This window comes from Rhodococcus sp. USK10 (genome assembly GCF_019378875.1).
In the GTDB taxonomy this organism is placed as follows: Bacteria; Actinomycetota; Actinomycetes; order Mycobacteriales; family Mycobacteriaceae; genus Rhodococcus_F; species Rhodococcus_F pseudokoreensis.
On record NZ_CP076048.1, the window covers coordinates 6,295,770 to 6,316,430 of the forward strand.

The 20,661-nt window shown below is 68.5% G+C and carries 18 protein-coding genes; 8 read left to right on the forward strand and 10 right to left on the reverse strand.

Translation table 11 applies throughout. The features are described from left to right. The first annotated feature begins 5 nt into the window (after nucleotides 1–5). A complete protein-coding gene (locus I1A62_RS35955) occupies nucleotides 6–743 on the forward strand; it encodes a sulfite exporter TauE/SafE family protein (protein WP_087556780.1) in 738 nt (245 codons plus the stop codon). A 41-nt stretch (nucleotides 744–784) separates the two neighbouring features. Here the strand turns inward: I1A62_RS35955 and I1A62_RS35960 are convergent, their stop codons facing one another. The 4 genes from I1A62_RS35960 to I1A62_RS35975 all read right to left on the reverse strand — a co-directional run bounded on the left by I1A62_RS35960 (nucleotide 785) and on the right by I1A62_RS35975 (nucleotide 4,091). Next, nucleotides 785–2,257, reverse strand: coding sequence for a peptide MFS transporter (locus I1A62_RS35960; protein WP_072947545.1), 1,473 nt, complete (start codon nucleotides 2,255–2,257; stop codon nucleotides 785–787). A gap of 59 nt (nucleotides 2,258–2,316) precedes the next feature. Then, nucleotides 2,317–2,694, reverse strand: coding sequence for a DUF3054 domain-containing protein (locus I1A62_RS35965; protein WP_219456972.1), 378 nt, complete (start codon nucleotides 2,692–2,694; stop codon nucleotides 2,317–2,319). A 115-nt stretch (nucleotides 2,695–2,809) separates the two neighbouring features. Continuing rightward, nucleotides 2,810–3,364: a YceI family protein gene (locus tag I1A62_RS35970; RefSeq protein ID WP_219456973.1), complete on the reverse strand. Its 555-nt coding sequence runs from the start codon at nucleotides 3,362–3,364 to the stop codon at nucleotides 2,810–2,812. A gap of 148 nt (nucleotides 3,365–3,512) precedes the next feature. Continuing rightward, entirely contained in the window at nucleotides 3,513–4,091 is a 579-nt protein-coding gene (locus I1A62_RS35975) for a TetR/AcrR family transcriptional regulator (protein ID WP_124392564.1), read from the reverse strand. Between the two features lie 86 nt (nucleotides 4,092–4,177). On the opposite strand from I1A62_RS35975, the gene I1A62_RS35980 reads away from it, so the two are divergent. Next, complete coding sequence (locus I1A62_RS35980) at nucleotides 4,178–5,008, forward strand: alpha/beta fold hydrolase (RefSeq protein WP_219456975.1); 831 nt, start codon at nucleotides 4,178–4,180, stop codon at nucleotides 5,006–5,008. Nucleotides 5,009–5,035: 27 nt separating this feature from the next. On the opposite strand, the gene I1A62_RS35985 is transcribed toward I1A62_RS35980, so the two are convergent. From I1A62_RS35985 to I1A62_RS35995, 3 genes are all read right to left on the reverse strand, one after another. After that, entirely contained in the window at nucleotides 5,036–6,079 is a 1,044-nt protein-coding gene (locus tag I1A62_RS35985) for an IS3 family transposase (protein WP_257890617.1), read from the reverse strand. After that, entirely contained in the window at nucleotides 6,052–6,516 is a 465-nt protein-coding gene (locus I1A62_RS35990; RefSeq protein WP_307720204.1) for a hypothetical protein, read from the reverse strand. Before I1A62_RS35990 ends, I1A62_RS35985 begins: the two co-directional genes overlap by 28 nt. 67 nt (nucleotides 6,517–6,583) lie before the next feature. Beyond that, nucleotides 6,584–8,299, reverse strand: a complete 1,716-nt coding sequence (locus I1A62_RS35995) for a 2-isopropylmalate synthase (protein ID WP_219456977.1) — start codon at nucleotides 8,297–8,299, stop codon at nucleotides 6,584–6,586. A 167-nt stretch (nucleotides 8,300–8,466) separates the two neighbouring features. Between I1A62_RS35995 and I1A62_RS36000 the strand changes: the two genes are divergently transcribed. Further along, nucleotides 8,467–9,138: a FadR/GntR family transcriptional regulator gene (locus tag I1A62_RS36000; RefSeq protein WP_219456979.1), complete on the forward strand. Its 672-nt coding sequence runs from the start codon at nucleotides 8,467–8,469 to the stop codon at nucleotides 9,136–9,138. Nucleotides 9,139–9,170: 32 nt separating this feature from the next. Here the strand turns inward: I1A62_RS36000 and I1A62_RS36005 are convergent, their stop codons facing one another. Then, nucleotides 9,171–10,304: a YbhN family protein gene (locus I1A62_RS36005; RefSeq protein WP_219456981.1), complete on the reverse strand. Its 1,134-nt coding sequence runs from the start codon at nucleotides 10,302–10,304 to the stop codon at nucleotides 9,171–9,173. Between the two features lie 28 nt (nucleotides 10,305–10,332). Continuing rightward, nucleotides 10,333–11,790 (reverse strand): adenylate/guanylate cyclase domain-containing protein, encoded by a 1,458-nt coding sequence (locus I1A62_RS36010; RefSeq protein ID WP_072947540.1) that lies wholly within the window; start codon nucleotides 11,788–11,790, stop codon nucleotides 10,333–10,335. A gap of 188 nt (nucleotides 11,791–11,978) precedes the next feature. Here I1A62_RS36010 and I1A62_RS36015 point away from each other — a divergent pair, with 188 nt between their 5' ends. The 5 genes from I1A62_RS36015 to I1A62_RS36035 all read left to right on the forward strand — a co-directional run bounded on the left by I1A62_RS36015 (nucleotide 11,979) and on the right by I1A62_RS36035 (nucleotide 17,687). Further along, on the forward strand, nucleotides 11,979–13,208 hold the full coding sequence (locus I1A62_RS36015) for an AI-2E family transporter (RefSeq protein ID WP_124392559.1): 1,230 nt from the start codon (nucleotides 11,979–11,981) through the stop codon (nucleotides 13,206–13,208). Continuing rightward, entirely contained in the window at nucleotides 13,192–14,394 is a 1,203-nt protein-coding gene (gene macS / locus I1A62_RS36020; RefSeq protein ID WP_124392558.1) for a MacS family sensor histidine kinase, read from the forward strand. Before I1A62_RS36015 ends, macS begins: the two co-directional genes overlap by 17 nt. Then, nucleotides 14,387–15,055: a response regulator transcription factor gene (locus tag I1A62_RS36025; protein WP_219456984.1), complete on the forward strand. Its 669-nt coding sequence runs from the start codon at nucleotides 14,387–14,389 to the stop codon at nucleotides 15,053–15,055. The genes macS and I1A62_RS36025 overlap by 8 nt, the downstream gene beginning before the upstream one ends. Nucleotides 15,056–15,116: 61 nt before the next feature. After that, a complete protein-coding gene (locus tag I1A62_RS36030) occupies nucleotides 15,117–15,743 on the forward strand; it encodes a DUF1707 domain-containing protein (RefSeq protein ID WP_219456986.1) in 627 nt (208 codons plus the stop codon). Between the two features lie 66 nt (nucleotides 15,744–15,809). Continuing rightward, nucleotides 15,810–17,687, forward strand: coding sequence for a DUF2339 domain-containing protein (locus I1A62_RS36035; RefSeq protein ID WP_219456987.1), 1,878 nt, complete (start codon nucleotides 15,810–15,812; stop codon nucleotides 17,685–17,687). On the opposite strand, the gene I1A62_RS36040 is transcribed toward I1A62_RS36035, so the two are convergent. Continuing rightward, nucleotides 17,662–20,655 carry an MMPL family transporter gene (locus I1A62_RS36040; RefSeq protein WP_218270797.1) on the reverse strand — a complete coding sequence of 998 codons (2,994 nt, stop codon included), beginning with the start codon at nucleotides 20,653–20,655 and terminating at the stop codon, nucleotides 17,662–17,664. The two genes, I1A62_RS36035 and I1A62_RS36040, sit on opposite strands and share 26 nt — an antisense overlap. Nucleotides 20,656–20,661 lie beyond the last annotated feature (6 nt).

The following is a 20,661-nucleotide window of genomic DNA, read 5'->3' on the forward strand; positions in this document are numbered from 1 at the left end:
ACCTTGTGTCCCTGCTTGATATCGGTCTTCTCGTCGTAGCGGGGTTCTTCGCCGGACTGGTCGGGTTCGTCACCGGCCTGGCGTCCATCGTGTCGTATCCCGCACTCCTCGCCGTCGGTCTACCGCCCGTGACCGCCAACGTGACCAACACGGTCGCGATGGTGGCGGTCGGCGTCGGCGCGCTGTCCAACTCGACGCGGGAGGTCGCCGACACCGGTCCCAAGCTGTGGCGCTGGGCGCTGTACTCGGCGGCCGGCGGCCTGGTCGGCGCGGGAATCCTGCTGCTGGCGCCCGCGGGGTCGTTCGAGGCGATCGTCCCGTTCATGGTCGCGTTCGCCGCGTTGGCGCTGCTGCTGCAACCCCGCCTGCGTGCGCTGGCGGGCGGGCGGGACATGCCCCGCACCTACTCGGTGTCACTGTTCGTCGTTGCCATCTACGGCGGGTACTTCGGTGCGGGCGCCGGCGTCATCTTCCTCGCCATCGCCCTGATCCTCACGTCGGAGAAGATCTGGCGCGCGACCATCCTGAAGAGCTTTCTCCTCGGCGTCGCCAACCTGGTCGCCGCGATCGGGTTCGCGGCCTTCGGCCCCGTCCACTGGGGCGCCGCCGCCGCGATGGCGATCGGTGCCCTGGCCGGTGGATGGTGCGGCCCGCCCGTGGTCAGGCGGATACCGCCGTCCATCCTCCGAGTCGTCATCTCGATGGCGGGATTCGGCTTGGCCGTGTGGTTGTGGGTGCGCTGAGACGGTTTCTCGGCCCAGACGGTTTCTCAACGCAGACGGTTTTAGTGCACGCCCTTCATCAGACGTTTGATCCACGGTGCCCCGATCGCGAGGAGCACACCCACGGCGATCGAACCGAGCCCGACTGCGGTGAAGTACGGGACCTCGTTGTTCTCGTCGTAGTACTTGGCCAGCGTGCCCGCCATCGCGGTGCCCAGTGCGACGGACAGGAAGAACAACGCCACCATCTGGGTGTGGAACGCCTCGGGCGCCAGCTTGGTCGACAGTGAGAGACCGACCGGCGACAGCAGCAGTTCCGCGAACGTGAACAGCAGGAGGATGCCTGCGAGACCCAGCAGCGGTGCGCTGTTCGCGCCGCCACCCGACATCGGGATGAACGCCAGGAACGCGAGACCCATGATGATCGTGCCGGCCGCGAACTTGATCGGCGACGACGGCTGACGGGGGCCGAGTTTCGTCCATGCGGCGGCGAACACACCCGCGAAGATGATGATGAAGACCGGGTTGATGGACTGCACCCACGACGGCGGGAAGTCCCAGCCGAACAGGTTGCGGTCGAGTCGCTTGTCCGAGTACACGGCGACGGTGGTGAACTGCTGCTGGAAGAGCGACCAGAATACGGCGCTGGCGATGAACATCGGGATGAACGCGTAGACGCGACTGCGCTCGACGGCCGTGATGCGGCGGCTCGACAACATGATCGCGAAGTAGCCGATCGCCGCGACGATGGTGAGGCCGACCACGATGTCCGACATGTTGGCCGCGGTGATCACCCCGGTCAGGGACAGGGCCGCAATCACCACGATCGCGGCGGCGCCGATCGCGATCCACTTGGGCCGCTGGGCGCGGGGAAGGGGATTGGGCGGTTCCGCCCCGATGCCCCGGAGGCGCTTGCGGCCGAGTGTGTACTGGATCAGTCCGAGCGCCATACCGATGGCGGCGAGCGCGAAGCCGGCATGGAAGCCGATGGCGTCCTGGGCCCAGCCCGTCAGCAGTGGGCCGACGAGCGCGCCGATGTTGATGCCCATGTAGAAGATGGAGAATCCGGCGTCGCGGCGTTCGTCGTGCTCGTCGTACAGATCGCCGACCAGAGACGTGGCGTTGGCCTTGAGCCCACCGCTGCCGAACGCGACACAGACCAGGCCGATGCCCACACCCCACAGGCCCGGGAACACCGCCAGGGCGATGTGGCCGAGCATGACGAGGATGGCGCTGTAGAACAGGGTTCGCTCGGAGCCGAGGAGCCGGTCGGCGATCCACGCGCCGAGAATGGTGGACAGATACACCGTGCCGCCGTAGGCACCGACGATACTGGTAGCGGACGATTCGGCGATTCCGAGGCCACCTTCGGAGGCCGAATAGTAGAGGTAATAGATCAGGATGCCCTGCATCCCGTAGAAGGAGAATCGCTCCCACATCTCGACGCCGAACAGGTTCGCGAGGGCGAACGGCTGGCCGAAGAAACCGCGGTCGGACCGCCGCTCGTCCCGGGCCGGATCGATGGTGTCACTCATGGGAAAACTGTCTCACCTCGAGCGGAAGTTCGTGTGCCGTCGGGGCGGATTCGCCGGTATCAGGTGGTGGCGCGGGTCTTCGTCACGATCTTCGCGACGGCACGCCAGCCGAGGAGGAACACCGCGAGAACCGTGCCCGCCACGATGATGAAACTGAACGCCGTTCCCTGGCCGCTCACGACGCGCAACAGCATGCCCACCACGAGCGTCGACAACCACACCACGATGCCCGTCGGGACGATGAGGAACGCGTCGAACTTGTCGCGGTAGAGCGCGACGGTCGCGAGCCAGCCGACCGCCAGGCCGGACAGGAACGGCCAGGCCGTGGTCGCCAGGCCCGTCAGGGCGTTGGCTTCGTCGTGACTGCGGCGGCCGATGGCGCAGAACACGATGACGAGGACGACGTCCAGGGCGAGAGCGGGGAGGTACTTCTTCACACCGCCAGCCTAGAGGTGGTGTCGACGCGGCGTTCCGCCCGATCGGTTTCACGACGACTGCGCCCCGTCGTCCGGGTGGACGACGGGGCGCGGGTGTTCCGGTGGTGCGGGTGGGTCAGGCCTGAAGGCCGGCCTCGATCTCGAGGGTGATGGTGATCTTGTCGCCGACGACGGCGCCGCCGCCTTCGAGGGGCATGTCGATGGTGATGCCGAAGTCCTTGCGGTTGAGGACGGTGGTGGCTTCGAAGCCGGCGACCGGTCCGTTGCCCATGCCGGGGTTGACGCCGTTGAACTCGAGGGCGAGCTCGACCTGCCGGGTGACGCCGTGGAGGGTGAAGTCGCCCTCGATCACGTAGTCGTCGCCCTTGGTGCGGACGGCGGTGGAGGTGAAGGTGGCGGTGGGGTACTGCTCGGCGTCGAAGAAGTCGGCGGACTTGATGTGGGCGTCGCGGTCGGTGTTCTTGGTGTCGATGGAGGCGACCTGGATTTCGGCGGTGACGGCGGTGGTGCCGTCCTCGGCGACGGTGATCGCGCCGGCGAAGTCGTTGAACGTGCCGCGGACCTTGCTGACCACGAGGTGGCGGACGGAGAAGCCGACGGTGGAGTGGACGGTGTCGATGGCCCAGGTTCCGGCGGTGAGGTTGGGGAGGGTGGCGGTGGCGGTGGTCATGAAAACTCCTCGGATCGTCGACGCAAGTAATTGAATGTTCAAGTTCTTGCTGATTCAACTAGTGCCGACGGGGATTTCTTCCACCTTCGGCATATGTCCTCCATCACATCCGGCAGGTGAGTGGCGAAGCGTGTCCGGGGACGCTTTCTCACTCACGTGGGGGGAGGCAGGCGCGCGCGGCGGCGAGCACGGTGGCCCCGGCCGCGTCGAGCGGTTCGGTGCTGCGGAGCGCGCGGGCGAGCACGAACGCGCCCTCCAGGCTGGTGACGAATCCAAGGATCAGGCGCCTCGCATCGGCCTCGCCGAACCCGCGGGACCGCAGCAGCGCGCTGCCGGAGTCGATCCAACTCGTGAACACATCCGCCGTGGCGACGCGGAGCACCTCGTTGGTGCTCGCGACCTCGAGTGCGACCGTGGCAATGGGGCAGGCGTCCGCGTAATCGGTGGCCACCAGGGTCTCGCCCGCCAGCCGGAACCCGACCTCGATCCCCTCGAGGATGTCGGGATGCGCGTCGAGGATGGAGAACACCAGCCGCGCGTACTCCTCGCCCGACGTCCGGATGACCTCCTCGCCGAGCTGCTGCTTTCCGCCCGGGAAGAAGTGGTAGATCGACCCGAACGGGGCACGGGCCTCCGTCGCGACCTGCTTGAGTCCGGTCCCGGTGTAGCCGTTGCGGCGGAACAGGTCGCTGCTGGTGCCGAGGATCCGGGCCTTGGTGTCGTTCACTTTTCTGCCTCCGACCGTTGCGCTCGGTGCGCACCCCATCGTAACCTGATTCTCAGTAGAACGATCTATCAAGTGGAGTGAGCGCCATGAAGCAGATCGAACTCTCCGCAGGCATCGTCGAGTACGACGACACCGGAGGCGACGGCCCCGTCCTCGTGTTCATCTCCGGCCTGACGATCGACGGCACCGCGTGGCGGCACGTGGTGGAGCGACTCGTCCCGGATTTCCGCTGCGTTCTCCCCACGCTCCCACTCGGCGCGCACCGCATTCCGATGCGCGCCGACGCCGACCTCTCGTTACGCGCCCTCGGACTGCTCATCGGTGAGTTCCTCGAGCGGCTCGACCTGACCGACGTCACGCTCGTGCAGAACGACTGGGGCGGCGCGCAGGTGCTGATCGCGCTCGGCGACACCAGCCGCGTGGGGGCCCTCGTCCTCACCCCGTGCGAGGCGTTCGACAACTATCCGCCGGGGATTCCCGGTCGTGCGATCGGCCTCGCGGCGGCGGTTCCCGGTGGCCTCGCCCTGACCATGCAGGCGCTGCGATTCCGGGCCATGCGCCGCGCTCCCGCGGCGTGGGGCTGGATGAGCAAGCGTCCCGTACCGAAAGCGGTGATGGACGGCTGGTTCCGCCCCGCGACCACCGATCGCCGGATACGCCGGGACCTGCGCAAGTACACGACGTCGCTGCCGCCCAAGTCGACGCTGCTGGAATGGGCGGAAGCGAACCGGAACTTCGACCGGCCGGTCCTCGTGCTGTGGGCGGTCGAGGACAAGGTGATGCCCCGCGACCACGGTCGGCGGCTGGCCGAGTTGTACCCGAACGCCCGACTGCGGGAGGTCGAGGACAGTTACACGTTGATGCCCGAGGACAGACCGGACGTGGTGGCGGAGGCTTTGCGGCTCCGCCACCCGTGAGTACTTGTTAACCGCGGGCGGTAGTTGTCAACCTGTCTGAGACAGGTTCTGGTTGATGTTGATGCCTGTCGGTTGTGGCGGGTGTGGTGCCAGGGGTCGGCCGCGGAACCGTTCGGGGTGTTCGGCCCAGATCTGGTCCAGCCGGTGCTGTCGGCGGCGGTGTTCCTCGGTGTCGAGGCCGAGGAACACCGATGCGGGGGTGTGCCGGCCCAGGGCACTGTGCCGGTGTTCGAGCGCGTAGCGGGTCATGAACGTCTCGGTCCATCGCCGCGCGTGGTCGATGTCGTCGAACCGAAGCGGGCACGACAAGTCGTACTTGATGGTCTTGAACAGCGACTCGGAGAACGGGTTGTCATCGCTGACCCTCGGTCGTGAGTAGGTCCGGCACGCGCCCGCCTCGTCGAGGGCGGCGATCAGGGCATGTGAGCGCATCGACGGACCATTGTCGGCATGCACCACCTCGGGCACCCCGAACGCCTCGAACGCCTCGGCGAACATCTGCACCGCCAACTCGGGAACCTCGGCGTACTCGATCCGCCAGGCCACCGGGAACCGCGAGAACACGTCCATCACCAGGTACAGCAGATACCTGTCCTGCTTGCGGGGACCGTGCAACATCGTGATGTCCCACGACCACAACTGCCCGGCCCGACCGGCCCGGGCGACCGGTGCCCGGCGGGCCGCGGCCGTGGCCCGCCGGGTGCGGCGACGGTCCCCGGTCAAGTTCTGCGCACGCGCCACCCGGTAGAACGTCGACTCCGAACACGCGACGAACCCGGCGTCGAAAGAACGCCAATACACCTGCACCACAGACAGATCCGTGTTCTCCTCGGCCAGGATCAACTCGACGATCCGGGCGCGCTCGTCGTCGGACAACGCGGCGGGCTGCCGCCGCTGAACGTGCGGGACCGGCTCGGTGACCGGAACGTAGTGCCGGTAACCGCGGGTGCGCCGGTAGTAACTCGACCGCGGCACACCGAGCAGGGCGCACGCCGCGGTGACCGGCATCGCCGCGTCCCGGACCAACACCCCGACGGTGTCGATCAGGACAGCTTCTCTCGCTCGAGCCACTGCGCGTACTCGTTCGCGCTCATCAACGCCGGTGGGATCGCAGATGGGTCCTCGTTCGAGCGCTTGGTGATCCCCTGCAAGAGCTCGAACGCTTTTCCCAGGATCTCCTGGGCGGTCTCCGCCTGTTCCACCTGGGCCTTGAGCCGTGTGTTCTCCCGGCGCAGCCGCGCCAGCTCGGCCCGATCCCGACTGTCCATCCAATTCCTCGACTTCTCTGCCGCGGCGACCATCGCCTGCGTGTATTGTCCGCTCTCCCGCGCGCGAAGCCACGCAGTGACGTGGTTCTTGCTCAGGTTCAACTCACGCAGCAGGCGCGTCTTGGCGCCGTGCTCGGTGCACTCGTCCCACCGGCGCAGCACCTCGATCCGGAACGCGATCGGAAACGAACGCCTACCCGTCGGACCACGCCCGATCGGAAAGCTGTCGATGTCGGTCACAGGGAACTCCGCTCCCCACGCTGACTGCCAGGTGTCTCACGACCATGCTGACAGCCAGCGCGGGACGTTAATAAGTACTCACGGGCGGCGTAGCCGCCGCATACACCGCCCGGATCGCCGAGGCCGTCACCGACTGGTGTGCGCCCATGCCCCACACAGTCCGGTCGCCGACGCGGCACTCCGCCAACGTGATCGCCGCGCTGTCACTGCCCGACCGCTGCGAGTGCTGAGTGAAGGACAGGACGTCCACGTCCAGCCCCTTCGACGTGAGGACGCGGGTCATCGCCTCGACGGGGCCGGTGGCCACCGCCTCACCCGACACTTCGACGCCGTCGACGTCGAACACGACGAACAGCCGGTCGCCGTCCGGGCCGTGCTCGACGGACCACCGGCCGAGGCCGCCCCGGTAGCCGTATTCGGCGCAGAGCAGCGTCCATAATTGCTCGGCGGTGATCTCGCGACCCGACGAGTCCGCCGCCTCCTGCACCTTGGCGGCGAAGTCGATCTGGAGCCGCCGAGGCAGGGCGATGCCGTATTCGCTCTGCAGCAGGTGCGCGATGCCGCCCTTGCCGGACTGGCTGTTGATGCGGATGACGGCCTGATAGTCGCGTCCCACGTCGGCGGGGTCGATCGGCAGGTACGGCACCGCCCACGGCGCGCGCCTGGGATCCAGCCCGGCGGCCTCCGCGGACGCCCGGTGCTCCGCGAACCCCTTCTTGATCGCATCCTGATGGGTGCCGGAGAACGCCGTGTACACGAGGTCGCCGGCGTAGGGATGCCGCTCGTGCACGGCAATCCTGTTGCAGTACTCCACGGTTCGCCGAACCGCATCGATGTCCGAGAGGTCGATCATCGGGTCTACGCCCTGCGCATGCAGATTCAGGGCCAGGGTCACCAGATCGACGTTTCCGGTGCGCTCACCGTTGCCGAACAGGCAGCCCTCGACGCGTTGCGCGCCCGCCAGCACCGCCAGTTCGGCGCACGCGACGCCGGTGCCGCGGTCGTTGTGCGGGTGCACCGACAGGATGACCGCATCCCTGTCCTCCAGATGGCGGTGCATGTACTCGATCTGGTCGGCGTACACGTTCGGCGTCGAGACCTCCACCGTGGCAGGCAGATTGTGGATTACGGGGCGGTCGGGGCTCGCGTCCCACAGCCGGGTCAGGCTGTTGCAGACGTCGAGCACGAAGTCCGGCTCGGTCAGGTTGAACACCTCGGGTGAGAACTCGAAGCGCAGGCCGGGACGGTCGCCGGCGCCGCGTGCCACCTCCTGCGCGGCATCGAAGATCAACCGGTGCAGCGCCTTCCGATCCTTGCCGAGGACGACGGAACGCCACGTCGGCGCCGTCGCGGTGTACATGTGCACCACGACGTTCGGCAGTCCCTCGACCGACTCGTACGTCCGGGCGATCAGATCGTCGCGGGCGGCGGTGAAGACGACGATCGTCACGTCGTCGGGCACCAGGTCCAGGCGCACGAGGTCGCGGACGAAGTCGAAATCGGTCTGGCTCGCGGACGGGTAGCCTACCTCGATCTCCTTGTAGCCCATCGAGATCAGCAGTTCGAAGAACCTGCGCTTGCGCTCCGGATCCATCGGTTCGGCGAGGGCCTGGTTGCCGTCGCGCAGGTCGACGGGCACCCACAGTGGTGCGGTGGTGGTGCGTCGCGCGGGCCACGTGCGGTCGAGGTCGGGGACGGGAACGCGGTCCCAGATCGCGCGGTAGCGGTCGGAGGGCATCGGGGAGGGTTGCTGGGTGTTCCACGTGGGGACGGTGCCGGTCATGGCGGTCTTCTCCTCGGATTCGGGTGAACGAGACGACCGACGCGACGGAACCCCGCGGCAGGGTGCCGGCCTTCAGGCCCCGCCGCGGCAGTGGAGGAGAAGTCCACGGAACGCCACGGCGCTAGACTAGGAGAAAATCACTCATCAGACAACCTGAGGAGCTGGGCGTGACCTCGTCGATACGACGCCACCTGCTGACGGACCAGGCGGCGGACCTGCTGCGCTCGCGCATCGACAGCGGGGAATGGGAGATCGGCGCCAAGCTTCCCGGCGAGACCACCCTGGCCGCCGAATTGGGTGTCGGACGGTCGACGGTGCGCGAGGCCGTCCGGATGCTCGCGGGGCTCGGCATGCTCGAATCGCGGCAGGGGGCCGGAGTCTTCCTCCGCAGGTCGTCGCCGCGCCAGGACTGGGATCGGGTGCTGCGGACCGAGGAGATCCTGCACGTCGTCGAGGTGCGCAACACCGTCGAGATCGAGGCGGCCAGGCTTGCGGCGACCCGGCGCGACGAGGCCGATCTGCAGGCGCTCCGAAGGGCACTCGACGCACGGTCCGCGGCGTCCGGTGCCGGCGCCGCCGCGTTCGTCGACGCGGACATCGCGCTGCACCGTGCGGTCGTGGTGGCCGCGCACAACCCGGTGCTGACCGAACTGTTCGAGACGTTCGTCCCGCGACTGCGGGACGCCATGCTCGACCTGATGGACGTGCGGGAGATGACCGCGAGCAGTCAGCCCGACGCGGACGCCCACCGACTGCTGGTGGAGGCGATCGCCGACGGCGACGCAGAGAAGGCCGCCCGGATCAGCGCCGAGCACCTCGAGCGGCTCCGCCACCCGTGAGTACTTATTAACGTCCGGCGGTTAAGAAGTACTCACGGCTGGGAGTCGGGCTCGGCGTCCGTGGAGTGCTGCGTCCGGTTGGTGGTCGGGGTCGACTGCTCCCGGCGTTCGAATTCGAGGTCCATCTCCAGGTCCTCGTGCTGGTTGTGCCGGAACAGGATGAAGAACACCACCCAGCCGACCAGTGCGACGAGGATGTAGCTCACGACGCGGTAGACGAACACGGCCGCGAGGGCCTGCGACGCAGTGGCCCCCGCCGCGGTCAGGGTGGCGATCAGGGTGCCGTCGACGAACCCCAGACCGCCCGGTGCGAGGGGAATGCTGGCCACTGCCTTGGCCGCGGCGAACGCGATCAGCAGGCCCGCGAACGACGGTTCCGCGCCCACCGCCCAGCACGCGAAACCGAGGCATGCGACGTCGGCGAGCCGGTGCACCGCCGACCATCCGAACGTGATGATCGAATCCTTGCGCCTCAGCTCGACCGAATCGAGCTGACTCAGGATCTCCCGCCACCGCTCGGCGCCGGCTTGGGGGGGATTCTTGCGGAACTTGTTGTACCGGGCGAGCACCCACAGCCCGATCGACTCGATGGAGTCGGGGTTACGTGAGATGTATCGCAGTGCGTAGAACAGGCCGAACGCGGCCACCAGCGATAGCGCGAGGGTGACCGGACTCACCTTGGTGCCCACCGCGAATGCGCCCGCGGCGCCGAGAAGCGCGAGGCTGCCCGCGGCGATCACGCCCGAGATCGCCAGCTGCCAGGACGCCACGATGGGTGTGGCGCCCCACTTGCGGGTCTGCTTGTAGGTGAAGGCGGTGGAGAACACCTGACCGGCGGGCAGGCTCACGGCCATCGCGGTGCTCGCGTAGATCACGGACACCGACTTCAGCTGGGTGACGACGACGCCGCCCGCCTGCAAGAGTCGCTGCTGGACCGCTCCGTACCCGCTCAGGGACACCGCTTGGGCTGCGATGCACGCCGCGACCCACCCCCAGTGGATCTCGGTGAGCGCTTTCCACGAGTCGCTGAGTGTGGGCCACAGGTAGATTCCCTCGACGGTCAGCAAGGCGAGGAGGCCGGCGCCGAGTAGCCATTTGATCCACCAGTATCGGCTTCGCTGCCGAGGATGCTCGGCAGTGGGCGGGTCGGATCGAGGCTGTGCCACCTGGCCAGCGTAACCAACGGGTAGCGGATTACTCCGGATAGTCCTCCGGCCAAGCCAGATGGGTGTTGCGGCGACGGCCCCGCAGCTGGACCTGTTCGCCGAGTTCCCAGTGCGCCTGTTCGTCGTCGTCCGCGAAATACAGGGCACTCGTCGACGCCAGCACGCGGCTGGGGTGCAGCTTGGCGAGTTCGGTGAGCCGCGACGCCTCGTTGACGGGGTCTCCGATCACCGTGTACTCGAAGCGTTCGGCGGCGCCGATGTTGCCGGCGACGGCGAGGCCCGCGGAGACGCCGATGCCGACGTCGAGGCCGGTGATCTCGTTCAGCGCGAACCGCAGCTCGCGGGCGGCGGCCAGTGCTGCCGTCGGTGCGTCGGGGCGGTCGAGTGGGGCGCCGAAGATCGCGAGCGCCGCGTCGCCCATGAACTTGTTGACGAAGCCGTGGTGCCGGTCGATCACGTCGACGACGACGCGGAAGAACTCGTTGAGCAGGTTCACGACCTCGCCGGGGGGACGCTCCGCGGCGGCGCCGGTGGAGCCGACCATATCGACGAACAGTACGGCGACGAACCTCGTCTCGCCGCCGAGTTCGGTGCCGAACTGCAGTGCCCGCCGCGCCACGTCCTCACCGACGTGCTGGCCGAACAGTTCACGCAGCAGCCGCCGCTCGTCCGACTCGCGCATCATGCGGTTGAACCCGACCTGCAGTCGCCCGACCTCGCTGCCGTCGAACACCTCGACGCGGACGTCGGTGGCGCCGCGCTGGACGCGTTCGATGGCCCGCCGCAGCTGCTTGATCGGGTCGGAGATCTGGCTGGCCGTCAGCATCGACAGCGCGAACGCCTGCGCGATCGCGATGATCGACAGCAGCATGATCGCCCACGCGAGCGCGTCGGGGGAGAACACGAGGTCGGTGGTTATCTGCGTCACGCACAGCAGGATGATGCCGATGACGGGCATCAGCGTTCCGAGGCCCCACGTCATCGCCATCCGGGTGCCGACGCCGGGGGCCATGGTCCGGTCGAACTCGCCCTCGCTGAGTGCGCGGGCGGCCACCGGGCGCAAGATGCGTTCGCCGAGCATGTACGTGAAACCGAACGTGGTGGTCGCGGCCATGCAGACGGTGACGATCACCGCGACCGCCAGTTCCGGCATCTCGGTGATGGTGAGCAGGACGAAGATGATGCCGCCGAGGATCCACAGCACCAGGTGCACGATCGCCTGCCGCAGCGGCGCGTGCAGCGCCGACATCTGCTCGCTGCGCGTCGGCGGACCACCCCGCAACTGCCAGCGGACCACCGATCGCAGCATCATCGCGGCGGCCGTCAGACTCACCACGGCGGCGAACGCGAGATAGCCGCCGAAGATCGCGACGTTGCGGACCCGGTCGGCCATGATGGCTGCCGATTCGGGGATCGGCACCCCGTACCGCACGAAGGCGAACACGAGGATGGCGCCGATGAAATTGGCGAGGAGCATCGAGATCATATAGAGCGGCCATCTGCTGCGGACCGTCGCCGCGATCGCTCTATAGGATTTCCGCACGCCGTTCAATTTAGCGGGGGGTGTACCGGGTGGCGTAGGACACGTCCCCTAAACGGCGCATATGCGTGCCCTGCGCACGTGTTTCCCGCGCGAAGCACCCGGCGCCGCCCGAACCCCGATACGCTCCGCAGGTGAACGCGAACGAGCAACGCTCGGACACTGCCGCGGTAACACAGGGCGGGGGTCACCCCTCGGCGTCGGTGCACCCGGTGGTGCGGGTGGCGGCCGAGTGGACGTGGCGGCTACTGGTCATCTTCGCCGGTCTGCTGACCCTCGGATACATCGTGACCAGGCTCGACACCGTCCTCATCCCGGTGGGCCTGGCGCTCCTGGCGTCGGCGCTGCTGGTGCCCCTCGTCGACTGGCTGCAGGGCAAGGGGGTGCCGCGGTCGGCCGCCGTCCTCGTCGTTCTCATCGGTTCGATCGGCATCGTCGCCGGGATCATGACGTTCGTCGTCGAGCAGTTCATCGAGGGTCTCCCGGGCCTCACCGAACAATTCGAGGCGAGCATCACACAGATCCAGGGGTACCTGACGGACGGCCCGTTCCACTTCAGCGAGGACCAGATCCGGCAGGCCGGCGATTCGGTGGTCAAGTCGATCCAGGAGAACCGGCAACAGCTGACGAGTGGTGCACTGACCACCGCCACGGTCGTCGGCGAGATCTTCACCGGCGCCCTGCTGACGCTGTTCACCCTCATCTTCTTCCTCTACGGCGGCTCCCAGATCTGGGAGTTCGTCACCCGCCTCGTCCCGTCCGCGTCACGGCGGCGGGTCCGGCTCGCGGGAAGTGAGGGGTTCGGCTCGCTGATCGGGTACGTCCGGGCCACGGTCGCAGTGGCCGCCGCGGACGCCATCGGGATCGGCGCGGGACTCGCGATCCTCGGGGTTCCGCTCGCGCTGCCGCTGGCGTCGCTCGTATTCATCGGCGCGTTCATCCCGATCGTCGGTGCGTTCCTCACGGGGTTCCTCGCGGTGCTTGTGGCACTGGTCACCAAGGGATTCCTCACCGCGCTGATCGTCCTCGGCATCATCATCGGGGTGATGCAACTGGAGGCCCACGTGCTGCAGCCGCTGCTGCTCGGCCGCGCGGTCCGGTTGCACCCGCTCGCGGTGGTGCTGGCAATCACCACCGGCATCGTCCTCGCCGGGATCGTCGGCGGCCTGCTGGCGGTGCCGATCGTGGCGCTGCTGAACACGGCGGTGCGGTCACTGCTGTCCGAGGACCCGGAGGCCACCTACGACGCGCTCGAGGTCGACGATCCGTCGGTCCCGCTCTATCCGGCCCAAGCCGACACACCGCCTCACCACGACGACCCGCACTCGGAGAACCCGGCGCAGACCCATGACCGACGAGAGTGAACACCGCAGCCGCCTGCACTACCGGCCGCGAGCCGCGACCGAACTCGACACCCACCCGGACGCCCCGCTGTGGCGTGCGGCGCAGGCGTTCCGCCTCGTCACACTGGTGTACGCGATCAGCTACCAGATCGTGTCCGTGCAGTACTACACCCATCAGCGGCTGAGCTGGTTCCTCGTCGCCCTGATGGCGGTGTGGTCAGGGCTGTCGGCGGTCCTGCTGTCCCACGGAAAGGTCCCGCGCTACCAGGTCGTGATCGCCGACCAGCTGATCGTCATCGCGTTGATGGCGTCGACGCGGCTCGTCTCCGATCCGGAGTGGTACAACCACCATCAGACGCTGCCGACGACGCTGTGGGTCACCAACGCGGTGATCTCCGCCGCCGTCTTCGGCGGGCCGTGGCTCGGCATGGCGTCCGGGGTGCTCATGGCGACCGTGAGCGCAGTGGTGCGCGATCAGATCAACCTCGACCTGTGGAAGGACGCGACGGCCCCCGTCCTGGTGTCGGTGGGGTTGGCGCTCGGGCTCGCCACCACCACCGCGAGGCGCGCGCAGGCCCAGCTGGAGCAGGCCGTGCGGTTGGCTGCCGCCACCGAGGAACGGGAACGACTCGCCCGCGAGGTGCACGACGGCGTCCTGCAGGTGCTCGCGCTCGTGCGTCGCAGGGGCAACGAGATCGGCGGGCCCGCAGCCGAACTCGCGGAGCTCGCCGGAGAACAGGAGGTGGCGCTGCGCATGCTCATCTCCGAGCAGGGCGCGGGTGTCGCGTCGGATCTGGGTGGGAGCGCGATCGACGTGCGACTGCTGCTGGGCACGCGGGCGAGCACCACGGTGTCCGTGTCGACCCCGGCGGATCCGGTGACGATCGAGCGCGGCCGGGCGACCGAACTCGTCGCGATCGTCGACACGGCACTGTCCAACGTCGCGTTGCACGCGGGGACCGGCGCCAGGGCGTACGTGTTGCTGGAGGATCTGGGCGCCGAGGTGATCGTCAGCGTCCGCGACGACGGCAGCGGCATCGCCCCGGGACGGCTGGCCGAAGCGGAGGCCGAGGGGCGCATGGGAGTATCGAAATCCATTCTGGGCCGCGTCGGCGCGCTCGGCGGCACCGCCGAACTCGACACCGAACCCGGCCAGGGCACCGAATGGGAGATCCGCGTGCCGAAGGGAGACGAAACGCATGGGTGACCCGGAGACCGGCGAGCAGATCACCGTGATGGTCGTCGACGACCACCCGATGTGGCGGGACGCCGTGGCCCGCGACCTCGACGGCGCCGGGTTCAGTGTGGTCGCCACGGCGGACGGCGTCGCGGCCGCGGGACGGCGGGCGGCGGCGACGCGTCCCGCTGTCGTGCTCATGGACATGCAACTGCCGGACGGCAACGGGGCCGCGGCAACCGCCGCCGTCCTGGACGTGTCGCCGGACAGCCGGGTGCTGGTGCTGTCGGCCTCGTCCGAGCGCGACGACGTCCTCGACGCCGTCAAGGCCGGCGCGTCCGGGTACCTCGTGAAGAGCGCGTCCGTCGAGGAACTGCTGGACGCGGTGCGGGCCACCGCGGCCGGGCAAGCGGTGTTCACGCCGGGGCTTGCCGGACTCGTGCTGGGGGAGTACCGCCGAATGTCGAGCGCGCCCGCAGACGAGCAGGGCCCCGCCTTCCCCAAGCTGACGGAACGGGAGACGGAGGTGCTGCGTTTCGTCGCGAAAGGGCTCAGCGCCAAGCAGATCGCGACCAAGCTGTCGCTGAGTCACCGCACCGTCGAGAACCACGTCCAGGCCACCCTCCGCAAGCTGCAGTTGGCCAACCGCGTCGAGCTGACCAGGTACGCCATCGAGCAGGGCCTCGAGTAGCCGTGAGTACTTGTTAACCGCCGGACGTTAATAAGTACTCACGGGCGCTAGCCTGGTCGGTATGGAGGCACGGGACCTACGCGTATCGGATGCGGAACGGGAACACGTCGGCGAACTGCTGCAGCGGGCGGTGGGTCAGGGGATGCTCTCGCTCGGCGAGTTCACCGAACGGATGGACACGGCACTCGCCGCGAAGACGCGCGCCGAGCTGAACGTCGTCCTGGTGGATCTGCCGGGGATCCAGCTGATCTCCGAGTTCACGCCGCAGCCGTACGTGTCCCGTCCGGTTCCGCCGACCGTGCACCGGTCACCGGCACCGCCGCCCGGTGATGTCGTCCGGGGCCGGATGTCGTCGGTCAGCCGCACCGGCTCGTGGAACGTTCCCCCCGCCCTCGAGGTGAACACCCGGCTGTCGACGGTGACGCTCGACTTCACACGCGCCGTCATGTCCACGCAGGTGGTGCACGTGACGATCGACGACTACGCGAGCACGATCTCGCTGGTCGTGCCGGAGGAGGCGACCGTCGACCTCAACGGCGTCGAAACGGTCGGCGGTTCCGCGACCAACAAGGTGCGGACCGGACCTCCCATCGGCCCGCTGCACGTCGTCGTCCGCGGCAAGGTCCGGTTCGGGAGCGTGACCGCCAAGCACCCTTTCGGCACGTCGATTCGCCGCATGTTCGGGTAGCACGACGCAGGTCTCTCGAGTAGGCCTACTCATGTGTGGGCGCCGTCGCCGCAGGACGATTGATCCATGTCCACACCTGGTATTCCTTCAGTCGACCCCCGGCTCGTCGCGCAGCTGTCCGGCGACTTCTCGGCGCTCGGTCAGCAGATGCGTCACGTGGGTGAGAACCTCGCCGTCCTGCAGGCGCAACTCGCGAGCGTCCCGCGGCCCCAGCCCCAACCGCAGCCTGCACCCCAGCCCCAGCCGGTGCCGCAGCCGATGTACCGGCCGCCGGTGGCGCAGACTGCCCCGGCGCCGCCGCCCGCACCGGCCGTCCCGTACCGGCCCGCTCCTGCGCCGCAGCCCCGGGTGGTTCGCGAACCCTGGTGGCAGCGCGACGGGATGATCAGCCGCGTGCTCGCCGTCGCGGGCGTCGCCGTCACCCTGATCGGTGTGGTGATGCTGCTCGTGCTGGCCGCGCAGGCCGGGTTCTTCGGCCCGGAACTGCGGGTGGTGGCGGGTGCGCTGTTCTCGGCCGGTCTCGTCGTCGCCGGTGCCCGCGTCTTCGGACGTCCCGGCGGCCGGGTCGGCGGGATCGCGCTCGCGGCAACGGGTATCGCCGGCGCCTACCTGGACGTCGTGGCCGTGGCGGTCGTCTATCACTGGCTGCTGCCGGTGCTCGCGATGGTCGTGGCACTCGGGATCGCGGGAGCCGGTGTCGCACTGGCGGTCAGATGGGGTTCGCAACCTCTCGCGCTGCTCGTGGTGACCGGCGCCGCCGTGCTCGCTCCCGTGCTCACCGACGGCATCACGCTCACTCTCATCGGGTTCCTGTTCGTGATCCAGGTCGCGAGCTTCCCGGCGCAACTCGGTCGCGACTGGCTGTACCTGGCGATCGCGAGGACGTGCCCGGTGGTGATCGCACTGCTGATCGCGATCGCGAACACCGGACTCGACGACCGGCCGGAGCGGTTCTGGCTGCCGGCCTCCGCCGCACTGGTTGCCTTGGTCGGTCTCGTGTCGTCGATCATCCTGCTGCGCAGCAACTCCCGCGACGTCACCGCGAGCGCGCTGATCGTCACGACGGCCGTCCCGACGCTGGTGATCGGCCACCTCTTCGACCGGCTCGGGTCCACGCTGATCGCACTGGCACTGGCCGCCGCGATGTTCGCCGCGTTCGCGGTGGCCCGGTCGTTGCCGAACCACGCCCGGATTGCGCTGGCCGGCGTGGGTACCCTCGCACTGCTCGAAGCCTGCCTCATCGGGTCGAGCGAAGACCTCGCACCGCTCGTCCTGCTCGGGGTCGCGGCACTGTTCCTCACCGTCGGCGGGCAGGCGGAGTCGCGGATCGCGTACGCCGTCGGTGCCGTCTTCACCGTCGTCGGCGGAATTGCCTTCGTGATCACCGCGCCGCCGTTCGTCCTCGTCGACGAGTACAGCGCGCTCGACGCGCTCGGTGTGACCTCGGTGCTGTCGTCACTCGTGCTGGCGGGAACCGTCTTCCTGTTCGTCTGGTACGCGCACACACTGAAACTGCTGAGCACCGCCGACGCCCAGCCGTGGTGGGTGCTCGCCGGACTGGTGATCCTGTACGCCGTCACCACCGCGACGGTATCCGCGGGGACGGCGCTCACCGGGACGTCCGCAGGCTTCATCGCCGGACACTGCGCCGCGACCATCGCGTGGATGGCGGCGGCGACGGCGGCCCTGGTATTCGGACTGGCGCGACGCGACTACGCCCACACCGCGCTCGGCGTCGGACTGGGACTGACCGCCGCGGCGCTGGCCAAACTGTTCCTGTTCGACCTGGCCACCCTCGACGGACTGTTCCGCGTCCTCGCGTTCCTGGTGGTGGGCCTGCTGCTGCTCCTCGCCGGCACCCGCTACGCGCGTGAATTCGCGGAGCGGGAGGCCGGACGGGAAACGCTGAACGGCTCCGTCAACGCCGGTTCTGCCGAGCGATGAGTTCGCTGACGCTGACGGCGTTGGTGTCGTCCGCGCGGTGCCTGCCGCTCGAGGCGTCGTCCGGATCGACGGGCGGCTCCTCGGCGCGGCGGCGCGAGCCGTTGGTGGGGGCACCGTTTGCCGGAGCACCGTTGGCCGGGCTCCCGTTGGCAGGCGTGCCGTTGGTGCGCCTGCCGCCGTTGACGGGTTCCGCAGGCTCGGCGGCGCGACGCCGCGACGGGATCGGCGGCACCGGGCGGGCAGGAGACGACTGGGGGGTCTCCTGCTCGTACGGTGCCGGCACCGAGCGCGGCGAGCGGGTCGGCAATGACGGTGCCGACGCGCTCGGTCGCGGTTCGGCGGGCGAGGAGATCGGCCGCGGTTCGGCGGCCGACGTGGACCGCAGGTCCGCGAGCCAGCTCTCGATGGGACGCGACTCGGTGGCCGGACCCGGGGCCGGGGCCGCCGCCTGGCGGGGCCGGGGAGCGGGACGCGACTGCGGTGCAGGGCGCGGCGCCGGCGTGGGACGGGACTGCGTCGGTGCCGGACGCGGGGGAGCGGGCTGCGGCAGCGCGGTGGTCTGCGGTTCCGCGGCCGGCTCCTCGATCTCCACCGGCGGCCGGGCGGGGCGGCCTGTCGCCGACCGCCGGGCCTCGTCCTGCGCCCGGCGTGCCTTCTCGTCGTCCTCGGACATCTTCGCGGCCAGCGCCCGCGCGGTGACCAGCGGGATCGGCTCGGTGAGCGGTTCCGGTTTCCGGGGTGCGGGCGGGGCCGCGAGCTTGCGCTGCGGCGGGACGGCACCGATCGGGGTGAGCTCCGGGACGTCGGTGGGCATCAACTCGTTGTCGAGGATGGGCTCGCCGAGACCGGTCTTCTCCTGGATCCGCTTCATCCACGCCGGCGCCCACCAGCAGTCGTCGCCGAGCAGCTTCATCGTGGCGGGGACGAGGAACATGCGGATGAGGGTCGCGTCGATGATGAGCGCGGCGATCATGCCGTAGGAGATGTACTTCATCATCACGAGTTCGGAGAACCCGAACGCGCCGGTGACGACGATGAGGATGAGCGCGGCCGCGGTGATGATGCGGCCCGTGTGCGCGGTGCCGATGCGGATCGACTCCGTCGTACTGGCCCCCTGCGCTCGCGCCTCGACCATCCGGGAGAGCAGGAACACCTCGTAGTCGGTGGACAGGCCGTAGACGATCGCGATGATCAGCACCAGCACCGGCGACATGATCGGGCCGGGGGTGAAGTTCAGCCACTCCGAACCGTGACCGTCGATGAAGATCCACGTCAGGATGCCGAGCGTGGACCCGAGGCCCAGCGCGCTCATCAACGCCGCCTTGATCGGCAGCACCAGCGAGCCGAACGTCAGGAACATCAGCAGCGTCGTCAGGAAGAGGACGGAGATCACCATCGTGGGCAGGTGGTCGAGCAGCGCCGAGATACTGTCCTGCTCGATCGCCGGGGTGCCGCCCACCAGCACTTGGACGCCGTCCGGGCTGTCCATGGCACGCAGATAGTCGATGGTCGGTTTGGACTCGTTGCGGTCGACGAGACCCGCCTTGAGGACGACCACACCGTCCTTGGCCGCGCCCTCCGGGGTGAACCGCTCGATCAGACCCGGCGCGCCACTCGCTTCCTTGATGATCTGGCCGAGCGCCTTGTTGTCGGCGTCGGACACCACGAGCTTGACCGGTTCGGTGCGCAGATTCGGGAAGATCTCGTCGAACTGTTCCTGCGCGGCGCGGGTCGTGCTGTCCGGGGGCAGGTAGGTCTCGTTGATGCCACCGAACTTGATGCCCGTCAGCGGCACGATCAGAAGGAGCAGGCCGACGACGATGGGAATGGTGACCTTGAGCGGGTTGCGCATCACCCAGCGGGTGAGCCGGCCCCAGATACTCGCCTCGATCTCCTCGGTGTTCTTGGTCTGACGGAAACGGTCGAGGCTGAGGGCGTCGACGCGCTTGCCGAGGATGCCGAGGATCGCGGGCAGGATCGTGATCGACGTCAGCGCCGCGAGTCCGACGGTCGCGATGGCGCCGTAGGCGACGGATTTCAGGAAGCCCTGCGGGAACAGCAGTAGTCCGCCGAGGCTGGCGACGATCATCGTCGCCGAGAAGACCACGGTGCGGCCCGAGGTCATCACCGTTCTGCGGACGGCGGCGCGGGTGTCGTACCCCTCCGCCATCTCTTCTCGGAACCGGCTGACGATGAACAACCCGTAGTCGATGGCCAGGCCCAGACCCACGAGGGAGACCACGGGCGCGACGAACGAGTTGACCTCGGTGAAGTTGGTGATCAGCCGGACGATGCCGTTGGCGCCGACCACGGTCAGGCCGCCGATGATCAGTGGCAGTGCCGCCGCGATGACGCCACCGAACACGAAGAACAGCAGCACACCCACGGCCGGGATCGCGAGGAGTTCCATTCGCCGGATGTCCGTGGCCATCGTGTCGTTGAGCGCACCCGACACGGGCTGGAGACCGGCGAGTTGCACGTCGACGCCGTCGATGTAGAACTCGTCCTTGACGTCGCGGAAATTGGCCGTGACCTCGGTGTCGTTGTCGCCGACGATCGCGACGCTCTCGATCGCATGCTGCTTGTCGGCGTCCGCGGCGGACGCCAGCTGCGGTGCGGTTCCGACCTTGAAGTAGCCGCCGTTGATCTTGAGGATCTTGTCCGGGTGTTCCGCCGCCAGCCGCTCGAGGTTCGCGACGACCTTCGCCTGGAACTCGGGGTCCTCGATCGTCTTGCCCTCGGGGGCCGTATAGAGCGCGACGACGTCGCTGTTGGTGTCGCGACCGAAGGTGCCGTCAGCCAGCTTGGCTGCGGCGACCGACTCCGAGCCCGGATCGTCCCAGCCGCTCTGGCTGAGATGCTTCTCGAGGCCCAGGCCGTACGCGGCCGAACCGAGCAACAAGGCAACCATGATGCCGATGACGGTGAATCGGGCCCGGTAGACGACGCTTCCCCAGCTCGCGAACACAGATCA